Here is a 12,470-nt window from a genome sequence, read left to right on the forward strand (position 1 = left end):
TGAGCATCGCATGTTCTGCCACATCACCGCGAACTGGCGCGGACGACCGCTAGTCGGTCGGCAGGTGGTGGTGAACCTGATCGGTAACACGGCAACCGCGACAGGCTTGCGAATCCAGGCAGCGATTGATGACGATGGCGGGAGTGATGGAATCATCAGGGAAGACCGTCTCGGTCTCGACACCATCTACACGATGGACTACGCATCCCGAATTGCCACCACGGCCGCGCTCATCGACGGACAAGTCCTCGCCAACCTGATGATCGACTTCGACGTCGGCGTTTCGGTTTCTCCGTCATACCACGTCAAACGCATCGACTCCGACTACTTCGAGGAAGGCGAGCCTGGTCCCTGACCCTGCGGGCCGGCCGACGCGCCGGCGGCAGTGCAGCCCCCGGATCAGGCGGGAGAGCCGTCCGCGCTGACCACCACTGCGTCGACGATCGCGTCGCCCGGAATCGGCCCGCTGCTGAAGACTTCCTGGTCGCGGCAGGTCTTGGCCATGTAGCCGAAGGCCGTGAGGTCCCAGCCCGGCTGCCGGTGGTCGGCGTGCTGGCCGTCGAGCGCGGCCCGCAGCGCCGGCAGCGCCAGCCCGAAGGCGACCCGGTAGCCGTGGCGCAGGGCAACGTCGCGCGTCCTGCCGTTCGGCAGGACCTGGATGGCCCGCGCCATCGCAAAGGGTGTGGCGCTTCGCATGGCGTGGCTCTCGAGTGCGCGCAGCAGGCGCTCCACAGCGGCCTCCTCGACGCCTGCGGCACGCAGCCGGCCGGCGAGCGCCGGGCCGAGGTAGTCGTCGCTGCTGAAGTCGCTGCCTTCGCGCTGCATGCCACCGCGCCGGCAGGCCAGCGTCTGGGCGACGGCGTCCCAATGCGCCAGGCAGCGGCCGGAGTCGAGCGGCCCGAGCGCGCGCACGATCGTCGCGAAGGTCTGCACCTCGACAGGTCCCATCATCGCCTCGCTGTGCGCCAGCAGTGTCAGCCAGGCATCGAAGACCGGACCGCGTGCCCGCATCGCGGCCGCGTCGATGCGAAAGACCACCCCGCGCTGCTTGCCGCCGTTGCTGGCGTAGTGGGCCGCGACGTCGAAAGAGCGGGACATCGACGCCGTCCCCTGATTCACGTAGCCTTGCTGCAGCAGCTGCGCCTGCACGCCGCCGTCGAAGGCGCCCGCTGCGCGCGTCGGGAAGCCGCGCGCCCGGATGTGCGCCGCCAGTTCGTGCAGGTCACCGCATTGCCACCAGGGCGGCACCGCCAGGCGGCCCTCGCCGCGGTAGAAGGCGTCGGCCTCCTCGTTCGGTACGCCGGCGAGGGCGCCGAGCCGGTTGCGGTTGCACAGGTAGGTGCAGCGCGGCGTCACCAGCGCGGTCGTCGTGGGTGCTGCGCCGAATGCCGTGAACAGCCCGGGCACCGCGTAGCGCAAGGGCACCGGCTCGTCCAACAGCGGGTGGCCGGCCAGCGAACCGGCATCCCGCAACGCCGCCGTGCCGGGCGCGTCGAACGGCCAGACGACGCCCTCGACATCCATCGCGGCGGCCTTGGCCATCACGGCGGCTGCCCAGGCGCACGCCGCCTGAGGCCGTTCATCGTCGACCCACCACGCTTCCACCAGCAGCAGCGCCGACTCGGCGAAGGGCTGCTCGCCGACGGTCACCAGGCCCAGGGCCTGGAGCTGCCCGCGGTCGGTCTGCAGGGTCACCACCTGGTAGGCCTCGCTGCTGATGAACTCGCGCAGGCTGTCGAGCCAGCGCGCGTCGCTCATCAGTGCCGGCAAGCGCGTCGACAACTCGGCCAGCGCGCAGGCCTTCTCCGCCGGCGCCAGCAGCCATTGTGCCCGGGCGGTATCGAGGCCGTTCACGCTGGCTGCTCGCTCGGTCGAACCGACGCGCACGGCACGTCGTACGCCCTGATGCCGCACGGGCACGCTGCTGCCGGCGCCACGGGTAGCCTCGACGACGGTCGCCACGACGGGCCGCCCGCCAGCACGGCTGGTGGCTGCCGCCTCTGCTGGTGGCCGACCGGGATGACTCCGGATGAGCGACGCCGCTGCCGTGGATCAACCGTCCGTGACGCCTGCACTGCAGCGCGCACGCGCACGCTCATCGGCATCGCTCAGCTCCTCCCGCCGCGCGCCGTCGGCGGCCCCCCTCTTGCCCCGCGCCTGCCCTTGCGGCCGGCCTGATCGAGCCGCAGCAGCGTGTCGGCATAGGACACGAAGCGGTTGAGGTAGTCGGGCGACAGGTCGCGCATCGCGGCAAGCGAGCGCAGCACCAGCATGTGCGAGTTGAGCGGCCCGGCGTTCGCGGGTGCCCGTTCGATGGCCTGCGACGCCAGCCTCTCGGCGGCGCGCTGCGCCCAGATGTTGCGGAAGATGCGCAGGCTTCTCAGCTCATCGCGCGCTCCGTCGTCGCCAGTCGGCGAGACGGCATCGTCTGGCACCGCCGACCGCGCGCCGGACTCAGCCAGCCCGGCCAGACCGGCCAGCGGCGAACGGCGGTCGCGGGCTGCGAGGCGAGCGACGAAACGGTCGATGCCGGCGAAATCCCCCGCCGCAAGAAGCCGCTGCAGTTCCCCGGCCGCGTCGGGATGGCACCGGACGGTCCGCTCGATCGTCTGCCCGGCCTCGTCGCGCTTCCGTTCGATGCGCCGGCGGCAAGCCGCCAGCTCGGCGCCCAACCGGCCTTCGAGAACGCGTCCGGGCGCTCCGCCGTCCTCGTGCACGCGCCGCGCCAGCACCTCGATGAAACGAAAGCGCAGCGCATCGAGCTGCCCGGCACCGCTGCTGCGCAAAGCGGCGATCTCGGCGGCGTGCTCGCCTGCCCACGCGAGCGGCGCCGACTGCGGCATCGCGCCCTGGCCGCGCTCAACCACCGGCGGGCATCCCTGGATTCGCCGAGCGTGGCACCGGCGCGATCTCGACCCGCCGGTTGCGCGCCCGCCCGCGGTCGTCGGCGTTGGAAGCCGCCGGCTGCTCGGCGCCGAACGCCGCCGCAAACAGCATGGACGACGGCATCCCTTCGTCGATCAGAGCACGCGTGACGGTCAGCGCCCGCTGCGCCGACAGCTCCCAGTTGTCGGCGAAGCGGGTGCTGCCCTGATGGATCGGCACATCGTCGGTGAAACCGCTGACCATCAGCAACTCGTTGCGCTCACCGAGGTAGACGCGCAGCGGCGCGACCAGGCTCTTCAGCAGCAGGCGGCCTTCGGGCTGCAGCTGCGCCGAGTTGAAAAGGAAGAGGACGCTGCCACTGATGCCGATGCGGCCGTCGTGCAGGCTCACCCGCCCGGCCGTGATCGGGATCGCCAACGCCCTTTCCAGCGCCATGCGCCGCTGTTCCTCCTGCTTGCGCTTGTGCACCTCGCTCTCGAGGTGGGTCGCAAGTTCGAGCTGGACGCCGAGGACGCCGACCAGGATCAGCACGAAAGCGCCCAGCAGCCCGGACATCAGGTCGCCGAAAACGGCCCAGACGGGGGCGATCCGCTCGATGCCGGCGTCCGTGTCGTCCATCAGTCCGGCTCTTCGCTGCCGGCCGGGTGCCTGTCGCCGAGCTGGCGCAACTCGGCGACGACCTTCTCCTGCGCCATGATCGAGAGATCGATGAGCTCGCGCGCCTGCGCGACGTAATAGGCGAGCTGCTCGTCGCTCCTCGCCGTCGACTGCTCGAGCGCCATCTCGATCCGCTGCAGGCTGGCGACCAGCTTTTCGTTGCCGGTGGCGAAGGAGTCGACGGCGAGGGCGAAGGCTTCGCCCAGGCTCGCCACCTCGACGGCACTGCCGCTGAGCCGCGTGGCGACTTCGGCCAGCCGCGCCGAACCGGCATCGACTTCACCGGCGAAGCGGCTGCCGGCGGTGTCGAGCAGCGTCGCCGATGAAGAGACCAGCGTGTCGATCGTCGCCCGCTGTTCGCTCGACGCCTGGTCGATCGCAGCCAGGAGGGCAGCGAGCGTCTGCATGATGCGGGCGCGCTCCTCGAGCAGCCGGTTGTCCCGCTCCAGGCTGCCGCTCATCTCCTGGCGCAATTTCACGATCAGCTCGGCAGCGGCCTGCGGCGCTTCCGACGCGGTGGCGATCAGGCGCGCCAGCGGTTCCTCGAGCGCCGCGCCGAGCCTTTGCAGGTGTGTCGCCAGCGCCGCCTGTAGTTCGCCGAGCCGTTCGACCGCGGCCGCGCCGCGCCGCTCTTCGGCATCGCGGAGAGCGCCGAGCTCGGCGCGCCAGAGGCCGGCCATCTGGTCCATGCGCTCGCCGTGGCCGGCGATCCAGTCCGCTTCGCCGGCAATGCGCGAGCGGACGAGCTCTTCGCAGGCGGCGAGCAGCGGCGCCGTCGCGTCGAGCGTCCGGGCGACATGCGCTTGCGCCTGCTCGCTGACCGCCTGCGCGGTCTTCTCGAGCGTCGAGCACAGTTCCTCTTGCCGGGCCAGCGTCTGCGCTTCCGCCGCCTGCCATTCACCGCGCAGCGCCGCCGCCAGATCTGCCAGCGATCCGGTCCACGCTGCGAAGCGTTGTCGCTCGGCGGCGGCCTGGTTCGCCAGAGAAGTGGACAAGGTCTCGCCGACCGCTGCCAGCAGCGCCTGCGACCGCTGCTCGAGGCGCGCGTCGAATGCCGCCAGCGAGTGCTCGATGCCGGACAGCAGGCGATCACTGGTGCCCCGTTGCGTTGCCAGCACCTCGGTCCACGTCTGCGCGACACTCTGCGCGGTCTCGCCAAAGCGCGCAGCCAGCCCTTCAAGCTGTATCCCTGTCGACTCGATCACCCTTTCGTGCGCCAGCTTCGTTTCACGGGCAATCGCCGCCATCGCACCTTCGACCGCCGGCCGGATGTTCTCGCCGGCAACCCGGGCGCTTTCGCGCAGGCTGCCCGCGAGCGATTCGGCGACCGAGCGGGCAAGCCCGCCATAGGCGGCCTGGATCTCGCCGTGGAAGCGTTCCTGGCCGGCGACGAGGCGTTCGTTGCACTCCTTTTCACGCTGCTCCATCTGCCCGATCAGTGCGTGCAGCCTGTCGACCACGGCGGGCATCGCCCGTGCCTGCAACTGCAGCGCCTGCCAGGCTTCCTGGCGTTGCTGCCCGAGCGAGAAGCCGCGCAGGGCGCTGGTCGCGATCCGCGCGTCGAGCAGTTGCGCCACCAACGCCCTGTCGCGGCGGCTCAGCGCCGAGATCAGCCCGAGCATCGCCGACGCCGCGACCCCCGCCACCGAGGTGCCGAACGCCAGCCCGAGACCGCGGATCGGGGCCACCAATCCCGCGCGCATGGCCTGCAGGTCGGTGGTACCGTGCAGCGCCGCGACGGCACCGTCGAGCGTGACGACCATGCCGAGAAAGGTGCCGAGCATCCCGAGCATCACCAGCAGACCGACCAGATACGGGGTCAGCGCCGGACCCGGCAAGCCGCCGCGCTCGCCCTCGATGCGCAGGCGAACCGCATTCTGCAAGGATGGATGCAGGCCGCCAAGCCAATCGCCGAGGTGCGCCAGCCGCTCGGGAATCTCTGCCAGCGCTTGCGCCAGCGACTCGGTCGCGCGACGGAAGCCGAGGATTTCGAGCGCACCGAGGAGATACACGGCGGCAATGACCAGCGTCATCAGCAACGCCAGATGATTCGAGCCGACAAAGCCGGCGCCGACCCAGACGACGACGCCGGCACCGGACAGGAAAGCGAGCGCGCAAAGGCTCCGGTTCATCGCTGGCTGCCCGCCTCGTTCCGCAATGCCTCGACAAGCCCGAGCACCGGCTGCAGGCGCAGATCGAGTTCGGCGATCAGCAGCGCCCGCAACTCGTCGCGAAAGGCCGCCAGCCAGCCACCCGGCTGCATCCACAGGGCCGGGTCATCGCCCTGCCCGCTGTCGTCCAGTGTCTGTCGATGTGCCGCCAGCAAGTTCTGGAATCGCTTCTCGAGCAGCGCCGGCAAGGTCGTCGCCAGCAACTGCCGCTCACGAACCGCGAGCACTCGCTCGCAAGCCTCGTCCAGCGCCGCGAGCCGCCCGAGGCCTGCCGAGGCTGCTGCAAGTGCCTGTCGGATGCCGCCGCGCAACGCCCGGATGCCCGTTTCCATCTCGCTCTGCAGGGCCAGATGGAAGCGGCGAAACGGTCCGTAGGCGGCGGCGTTCTCGGGCACGACGCCGGCTCCCGGCAATGGCAGCCGGATGCGGCTGCCATTGCCGTCTGGCGAGCAACTCGCGACGATCAGGTCGAGCAGCGTGGCGCGGACGCGCGCGAACTCACCTGCAACGGCGGCCCCCGAAACAGGCGGCGGCCCCTGCCGGGCGGCGGGCACGACCGCCGCGCCGGCGCCCTGCGCCGCATGCAGCGTGATGGCGTCGGCGACGTCCAGCCAGCGACCCAGTTCTTCGGCAGGAAACTGTCTCGACCCGGCGGACTCGACGAGGGACAGCCCGGCGAGAAGACGGATGAGTCCCGAACCGGTGAAATCTGTCCGTGGCAGGGCCTGCGACATGGCGACGTAGCTGCTCCCGATGGGCCGGAATGGGCCGAAAGGGGCCGTAGGGTACTACATCTTCAATGCCCGACCAACCGATCTGGAAGATCTTGAAGCCCTGAACAAGGAATTGACATGGCTCCGGCAGTTGCAATAAGATGCCGGGCTTTCCGTTATCAGGCAAAAGGACGGCGTTTTTGATGAAGACTTTCTCCGCCAAGCCGCATGAAGTCACGCGCGAATGGCTCCTGGTTGACGCCACCGACAAGGTGCTCGGTCGCCTGGCCACCGAAATCGCGCGCCGCCTGCGCGGCAAGCACAAGCCCGAATTCACGCCGCACGTCGACACCGGCGACTACATCGTCGTCACCAACGTCGAGAAGTTGCGCGTCACCGGCAACAAGGCCGAAGACAAGATGTACTACCGGCACTCGGGCTACCCGGGAGGCCTCCACGAAAGCAACTTCAGGAAGATGCAGCAACGCTTCCCGGAGCGAATCCTGCAGCAGGCCGTGAAGGGCATGCTGCCGAAAGGTCCGCTCGGTTATGCAATGCTCAAGAAGATGAAGTGCTACGCAGGCGCAACTCACCCGCACGCTGCTCAGCAGCCAAAGGTCGTCGAACTCTAAGGGCTCATGATGGCAGACAACTATTTTTATGGCACCGGGCGGCGGAAGAGCGCGGTCGCGCGCGTCTTCATGAAGCGCGGCAACGGCAAGTTCGTGGTCAACGGCAAGCCGGTGGACGATTTCTTCTCGCGCGTCACCGGGCGCATGATCGTCCGCCAGCCGCTGCACCTGATCGAGCAGGCCAACGATTTCGACATTCTGGTCAACGTCTCGGGAGGCGGTGAATCGGGTCAGGCGGGAGCCGTGCGGCACGGCATCACGCGTGCGCTGATCGCCTATGATGTCGCGCTGAAGCCCGCGCTGTCCAAGGCTGGCTTCGTCGCCCGCGACGCGCGTGAAGTCGAGCGCAAGAAAGTCGGCTTCCACAAGGCGCGTCGCCGCAAGCAGTTCTCGAAGCGCTGAGCCTCCTTCGGCCCTGCAGCGAAAGCCGCCCGCGGGCGGCTTTCGTGTGTTGAGACCTGCCAAAGCAACCATCCACAGCGATCACGGAGGCCAGCATGATCAGAGTCGGCATCGTCGGCGGAACCGGTTACACCGGCGTCGAACTCCTGCGCCTGCTGGCGCGGCACCCGGAAGTCCAGATAGCCAGCATCACCTCGCGCGGTGATGCCGGTACCGATGTCGCCCAGATGTTTCCCAACCTCCGCGGGCGATTGCGGCTTCGTTTCGAGGACCCGGCGAAGGCCAACCTCAAGAGCTGCGACGTGGTCTTCTTCGCAACCCCGAACGGTGTGGCGATGGAGCAGGCTCCCGCGCTGCTCGATGCCGGTGTGCGGATCATCGACCTCGCGGCCGACTATCGCATCCGCGACGTCGCCGACTGGAGCCGCTGGTACGGGATGCAACATGCGAGCCCGGACTGGGTCCACAACGCCGTCTACGGACTGCCGGAAATGAACCGATCGGCCATCCGCAATGCCCGCCTGGTGGCCAACCCCGGCTGCTATCCGACCGCCGTCCAGATCGGCTTCATGCCGCTCCTCGAACGAGGGCTGGTGGACGTCGACCACCTCGTCGCGGATGCCAAGTCCGGAGTCTCCGGCGCTGGCCGCAAGGCCGAGGTGGCAACCCTTTTCGCCGAAGCATCGGACAATTTCAAGGCCTACGCCGTACCCGGACACCGGCACCTGCCAGAGATCCGACAGGGCCTGTCGGCAATGGCGGGCACGCCGGTCGGCCTGACTTTCGTCCCGCACCTGACGCCGATGATCCGCGGCATCCATGCGACGCTCTACGCCCGCATCCGGTCCGAAGCCGACTTCCAGGCATTGTTCGCCGAGCGCTACCGCGGCGAGCCTTTTGTCGATGTCCTGCCGGCGGGATCACACCCCGACACCCGCTCGGTGCGTGCCGCCAACACCTGCCGGCTCGCCGTGCACCGGCCGCAGGACGGCGACGTCCTCGTCGTCCTTGCCGTCATCGACAACCTCGTCAAGGGTGCCGCGGGACAGGCGGTGCAGAACCTGAACATCATGTTCGGCCTTGCGGAGACCGTCGGCCTGCAGCAGATCGCCGTGCTCCCCTGATCGCCTTTGCGGTTGGCGGGGGCGGCGTAGGTCGCGCGCCGACCTGCCGACAGCGACGATGGCGTTCTGTCGTGGCCAAACGGGACGCGACAATGGTGCTATGATTCGCCGCCAGCGCGCTGACCGCAGGCCACGCGACGGGTGACGCAGCAGCACATGCAGGCCAGGGGCCAGTGGCAATCGCGTCCGGTCGATGGACTCGTCGGCGGCCGGCCGGGTCACCGGTGGCGCTTCGTGCCGCTGGAACCGGACGCAGCCGCATCAGTTGACCACCGGTGCCAGCCTCCGCCCGGCGCCAATGGCGACGCCGTCCGGGCGACATGCGGCGACGCTGAACTCGCCAAGGCCACTGTGGTCCATTGGCAGGCAGGCAATCAGTGAACGTATTTCGGAGAAAGATTGATGAATGTAGCGACAGAAATGCCCATGCCCTTCGTGTTTACCGACAGCGCAGCCGGCAAGGTCAGGGAACTGATCGAGGAAGAGGGCAACCCGGATCTCAAGTTGCGCGTCTTCGTCACCGGCGGCGGCTGCTCCGGCTTCCAGTATGGCTTCACTTTCGACGAAGTGGCGAACGACGATGACACCGCACTGCAGAAGAACGGCGTCACCCTGCTGGTCGACCCGATGAGCTACCAGTACCTGGTCGGCGCCGAGATCGACTACACCGAAGGCCTCGAGGGCTCGCAGTTCGTGATCAAGAACCCGAACGCTTCCTCGACCTGCGGCTGCGGCTCGTCGTTCTCCGTCTAGAATGGGATGGTCGGCGGCGGGCCGGCGAACAGCCTCTCCGTCGCCCGGCCAGGGTCGAGACTTCCCGCAGCACACCGGCAATGCCCGGCCGCGGCGGCGGCTGCTGCAGATCCCTCGTCAGCGCGGGCGCAGCAGCGTCGCGAGTGTCGCCAGCAGTGCCGCCGCGCACACGCCGTGCGCGACCGCGAGCCAGAGGCTGAAGCCGGCGAGTACCGTCAGGATACCGAGCGCGCCCGTCGTCGCAAGCAGGAGCAGGAGCAGTCCCGCAGCGCGCCGCCGCTCGGCGTTGGCCAGCGCCTGCAGTCCCGCCGCACCCAGCAGCAGCAGGGACGCCACCGCCGCATACCGGTGCAGCAGGTGCAGGTTGACGCCGGCCGGATCACCAGGCTGGGGCGCCGCCTGCAGCACGGCAAGCGTCGGCAGTTCGGGCCAGCCAGCCGCCATGGGCCACCACCTGCCCTGACAGTCAGGAAAGGTGGTACACGCTGAGGCCATGTAGGTGGCGCCGAGCAGCGCCCCGAGGATGACCGTCAGCGTCAGGCAGGCTGCCCCCAGCCGCAGCAGGAGCGAGGGCGCAGCGTGCCGCTGCAACATCATCGCCTGCGGCTCGCTGGCCAGGGCCACCCGCCAGGAGAAGCTGACCAGGCCAAGACCACCGAGAATGTTCAGCAGGTTCACCAGCGACAACCGCGGGTCCGAACTCCAGATGCCGAGTGCCGACAGCGCCAGCATCAGCAGGAGCAGCAGGGTTGCCGGCAAGGCCACCGCGCGCAGAGCCGGTCGTCGCCAGCACTGCCAGGCGAGAGCACAGGCGAGCAGCAGTGAAAGTGAAGCAACCGCGCGGTGCAGCAGTCGTGCGCTTCCGTAGTCGGGTGCCGCCGGTGGCAGGGCCAGCAGCCGCGCGTAACAGGCAGGCCAGTCGGCGCAACCGAGACCGGCACCTTCCAGACGCAGGTAGGCGCTGACGAGAACGATCAGCAGGGACAAAGCGGTCAACAGGCGCGCAAGCGAACGGATTCGCCGCAGACGCAGGCCCTGGCTGAGGTTCACCGGGCAGCAGCGTACTGCGGCACGCGCAGTTCGTGGTTGAGCCAGAGCAGCAGGCCGAGGACGACCATCGCACCGCCCTGATGCGCCGCCCCCAGCGCCACCGGCACCATCAGCAACAGGGTCGCGATGCCGAGGATGATCTGCGCGAACACCGCCAGCAGCAACAGTGTCCCCGCCAGACGGGCGGTGTTCGACACCGCCGCCAGGCGAATCTTCCACCAGAACCAGGGGACGAGAAACGCCAGCAGCCAGGCGCCCAGGCGATGGTCGAACTGCACCAGCGCCATGTTGTTGAAGAAGTTCAGATACCAGGGCTCGATGATGAAGCTCTCCGGCGGCAACACGTGCCCGTTCATCAGCGGAAAGGTGTTGTACGCCCTGCCAGCGCGAATGCCGGCGACGAAGCCGCCGCTGACCACCATGTAACCGACCAGGAGAGTCAGCCAGAAGCCGACCCGCTGCAGACTCCGCAAGGCTGCGTCGTGCGTCGTCCCACGACGCGTGGAAAGGAGATCCAGCGCCACCCAGAACATGGCGATGAAGATCAGGAAGGCGAGCGACAGATGGGCGGTCAGTCGGTAGTGGCTCACCCGCGGATCGTCGACCAGGCCGCTCTTCACCATGTACCAGCCCATCGCCCCCTGCAATCCGCCCAGCACGAAGATACCGAGCAGCTTCGGCACCAGCGCCGGCTCGAGCTTGCCGCGCAGCCAGAAGTAGAGGAAAGGCACGAAGAAGACGACGCCGACCAGCCGTCCCAGAACCCGGTGCACGTACTCCCAGAAGAAGATGCCCTTGAACTCGTCGAGCGTCATCCGATGGTTCACCTGCCGGTACTCCGGTGTCTGCCTGTACTTCTCGAAAGTCGCTTCCCACTCCACTTGGTCGAGGGGCGGAATGACGCCGACGATCGGCTGCCACTCGACGATCGACAGGCCGGAATGGGTCAGGCGGGTAACGCCACCGACGACCAGGATGGCAAAGACCGTGGCGCTGCAGACCAGCAGCCAGACCGCGACGTGTCGACGAGCGACTGTATTCATGACGGGGGGCGAGCAGCGGAATGGGGAAGAAGGCGCGAATTATATGCCCATCGGCATGCCTCGTGCGCAGCCGGCCGAAGGCCCGCCGGGGTGCGACCATCGGCCGCGGTCAGGAGGGCGAAATGCCGATGGTTGCTGGCTTGCAGGGCCATCGCAAGCCGCTGCGGTTCTTGACATGCATCAAATCAATCGACCGCCGCCTACGGGTATTCTTCGCGCAATTGTGCCCGGCAGGGCCAAGATTCTTGACGTGATCTGCAATCTGGCCGCGCCGCGAGCGCAAATCAGCGATGGAGGGTAAGACTATGGCCGACAACAACGATGGCGACATTCCGTTCATGCAGAGGCTGCTGGACAACCATTTCCTGCTTCTCTTCCTCGGCGTGGCGTCACCGGGACTGCTCTACATCCTGTGGGGCATCATCGACATCATGAACACGCCGCTCGCCAAATAAATCATCCAGCCGCATCAGGGAGAAACCAATATGAGTGCAATTCTGCCGCCATCCGAGCGGCTCTGGTGGAAGCAGCCCATCGACAAGGTCGAATGGGCATGGATCGCGATCGCCTTCGTCTGGGGCATGGTCATGTTCGCGATGATGATTTACTGGCACATCTACGGCAAGCAGAACCTGTCCAACGAGGCCTACCGGACCACGCCCGAGATGTTCGCCGCGAAGGCCGAGAAGTTCGTCGCCGAAAACACGATCCGCACCGAAAAAGGCCTGAATGGGGAAGACATCCCGGTCGTCAAGGTACCCGCCGGTGGCGCGGGCTACCTGATTGCCCGGCTGTGGGCGTGGTATCCGATCCTCGAGCTCGAGGAGGGCCAGACCTACCGCATCCATCTGTCTTCCCTCGACTACAACCATGGCTTCTCGCTGCAGCCGGTCAACATCAACATCCAGGTGATCCCTGGCTATGAGCATGTCGTCAAGATGACCCCGACCAAGAAAGGCACCTACGCCATCGTCTGCAACGAATACTGCGGCATCGGCCACCACTCGATGCTGGGCCGTATCTACGTCAAATAAGGGGG

13 protein-coding genes and 1 pseudogene are annotated in these 12,470 nt (G+C 67.8%); 7 read left to right on the forward strand and 7 right to left on the reverse strand.

Annotation, left to right across the window (positions count from 1 at the left end; all coding sequences use genetic code 11):
• Window positions 1–136, forward strand: a pseudogene (locus NFW30_RS01880) (ISAzo13 family transposase); the annotation flags it as partial.
• Between the two features lie 263 nt (window positions 137–399).
• Here the strand turns inward: NFW30_RS01880 and NFW30_RS01885 are convergent.
• The 5 genes from NFW30_RS01885 to NFW30_RS01905 form a co-directional block, all read right to left on the reverse strand.
• Complete coding sequence (locus NFW30_RS01885; RefSeq protein WP_295350604.1) at window positions 400–1,962, reverse strand: hypothetical protein; 1,563 nt, start codon at window positions 1,960–1,962, stop codon at window positions 400–402.
• A gap of 146 nt (window positions 1,963–2,108) precedes the next feature.
• Entirely contained in the window at window positions 2,109–2,867 is a 759-nt protein-coding gene (locus NFW30_RS01890; RefSeq protein WP_295350606.1) for a DUF2894 domain-containing protein, read from the reverse strand.
• Window positions 2,860–3,504 carry an OmpA family protein gene (locus tag NFW30_RS01895; protein ID WP_295350609.1) on the reverse strand — a complete coding sequence of 215 codons (645 nt, stop codon included), beginning with the start codon at window positions 3,502–3,504 and terminating at the stop codon, window positions 2,860–2,862. The genes NFW30_RS01890 and NFW30_RS01895 overlap by 8 nt, the downstream gene beginning before the upstream one ends.
• Window positions 3,504–5,675 (reverse strand): DUF802 domain-containing protein, encoded by a 2,172-nt coding sequence (locus NFW30_RS01900; protein ID WP_295350612.1) that lies wholly within the window; start codon window positions 5,673–5,675, stop codon window positions 3,504–3,506. Before NFW30_RS01900 ends, NFW30_RS01895 begins: the two co-directional genes overlap by 1 nt.
• The gene (locus NFW30_RS01905) at window positions 5,672–6,448 is read right to left on the reverse strand and encodes a DUF3348 family protein (RefSeq protein WP_295350614.1); all 777 of its coding nucleotides are present in this window, start codon (window positions 6,446–6,448) and stop codon (window positions 5,672–5,674) included. Before NFW30_RS01905 ends, NFW30_RS01900 begins: the two co-directional genes overlap by 4 nt.
• Before the next feature lie 182 nt (window positions 6,449–6,630).
• On the opposite strand from NFW30_RS01905, the gene rplM reads away from it, so the two are divergent.
• The 4 genes from rplM (at window position 6,631) to erpA (ending at window position 9,338) form a co-directional block, all read left to right on the forward strand.
• Complete coding sequence (rplM, locus tag NFW30_RS01910; protein WP_034941168.1) at window positions 6,631–7,059, forward strand: 50S ribosomal protein L13; 429 nt, start codon at window positions 6,631–6,633, stop codon at window positions 7,057–7,059.
• A 9-nt stretch (window positions 7,060–7,068) separates the two neighbouring features.
• Window positions 7,069–7,461 (forward strand): 30S ribosomal protein S9, encoded by a 393-nt coding sequence (gene rpsI / locus NFW30_RS01915; RefSeq protein WP_295350838.1) that lies wholly within the window; start codon window positions 7,069–7,071, stop codon window positions 7,459–7,461.
• A gap of 95 nt (window positions 7,462–7,556) precedes the next feature.
• Window positions 7,557–8,585: an N-acetyl-gamma-glutamyl-phosphate reductase gene (gene argC / locus NFW30_RS01920; RefSeq protein WP_295350620.1), complete on the forward strand. Its 1,029-nt coding sequence runs from the start codon at window positions 7,557–7,559 to the stop codon at window positions 8,583–8,585.
• A gap of 402 nt (window positions 8,586–8,987) precedes the next feature.
• Entirely contained in the window at window positions 8,988–9,338 is a 351-nt protein-coding gene (gene erpA / locus NFW30_RS01925; RefSeq protein ID WP_287464144.1) for an iron-sulfur cluster insertion protein ErpA, read from the forward strand.
• 117 nt (window positions 9,339–9,455) lie between these two features.
• Here erpA and NFW30_RS01930 read toward each other — a convergent pair whose 3' ends face one another.
• Together NFW30_RS01930 and NFW30_RS01935 are read right to left on the reverse strand one after the other, a co-directional pair.
• On the reverse strand, window positions 9,456–10,388 hold the full coding sequence (locus NFW30_RS01930) for a COX15/CtaA family protein (RefSeq protein WP_295350627.1): 933 nt from the start codon (window positions 10,386–10,388) through the stop codon (window positions 9,456–9,458).
• Window positions 10,385–11,431 (reverse strand): COX15/CtaA family protein, encoded by a 1,047-nt coding sequence (locus NFW30_RS01935; RefSeq protein ID WP_295350630.1) that lies wholly within the window; start codon window positions 11,429–11,431, stop codon window positions 10,385–10,387. The genes NFW30_RS01930 and NFW30_RS01935 overlap by 4 nt, the downstream gene beginning before the upstream one ends.
• Window positions 11,432–11,736: 305 nt before the next feature.
• Between NFW30_RS01935 and NFW30_RS01940 the strand changes: the two genes are divergently transcribed.
• Both NFW30_RS01940 and NFW30_RS01945 read left to right on the forward strand, forming a co-directional pair.
• The gene (locus tag NFW30_RS01940) at window positions 11,737–11,886 is read left to right on the forward strand and encodes a hypothetical protein (protein WP_295350633.1); all 150 of its coding nucleotides are present in this window, start codon (window positions 11,737–11,739) and stop codon (window positions 11,884–11,886) included.
• 30 nt (window positions 11,887–11,916) lie between these two features.
• Window positions 11,917–12,465 (forward strand): cytochrome C oxidase subunit II, encoded by a 549-nt coding sequence (locus tag NFW30_RS01945; RefSeq protein ID WP_295350634.1) that lies wholly within the window; start codon window positions 11,917–11,919, stop codon window positions 12,463–12,465.
• The last annotated feature ends 5 nt before the right edge of the window (window positions 12,466–12,470 follow it).

Origin of the sequence: Accumulibacter sp. (genome assembly GCF_023806635.1) — a bacterium.
GTDB lineage: Bacteria > Pseudomonadota > Gammaproteobacteria > Burkholderiales > Rhodocyclaceae > Accumulibacter.

What these genes read in the sequence shown, in the direction of transcription:
- NFW30_RS01895 (WP_295350609.1), bottom strand. Translation starts at nt 3,504, where the DNA reads ATGGACGACACGGACGCCGGCATCGAGCGGATCGCCCCCGTCTGGGCC.
- NFW30_RS01900 (WP_295350612.1), bottom strand. Translation starts at nt 5,675, where the DNA reads ATGAACCGGAGCCTTTGCGCGCTCGCTTTCCTGTCCGGTGCCGGCGTC.
- NFW30_RS01905 (WP_295350614.1), bottom strand. Translation starts at nt 6,448, where the DNA reads ATGTCGCAGGCCCTGCCACGGACAGATTTCACCGGTTCGGGACTCATC.
- rplM (WP_034941168.1), top strand. Translation starts at nt 6,631, where the DNA reads ATGAAGACTTTCTCCGCCAAGCCGCATGAAGTCACGCGCGAATGGCTC.
- rpsI (WP_295350838.1), top strand. Translation starts at nt 7,069, where the DNA reads ATGGCAGACAACTATTTTTATGGCACCGGGCGGCGGAAGAGCGCGGTC.
- argC (WP_295350620.1), top strand. Translation starts at nt 7,557, where the DNA reads ATGATCAGAGTCGGCATCGTCGGCGGAACCGGTTACACCGGCGTCGAA.
- erpA (WP_287464144.1), top strand. Translation starts at nt 8,988, where the DNA reads ATGAATGTAGCGACAGAAATGCCCATGCCCTTCGTGTTTACCGACAGC.
- NFW30_RS01935 (WP_295350630.1), bottom strand. Translation starts at nt 11,431, where the DNA reads ATGAATACAGTCGCTCGTCGACACGTCGCGGTCTGGCTGCTGGTCTGC.
- NFW30_RS01940 (WP_295350633.1), top strand. Translation starts at nt 11,737, where the DNA reads ATGGCCGACAACAACGATGGCGACATTCCGTTCATGCAGAGGCTGCTG.
- NFW30_RS01945 (WP_295350634.1), top strand. Translation starts at nt 11,917, where the DNA reads ATGAGTGCAATTCTGCCGCCATCCGAGCGGCTCTGGTGGAAGCAGCCC.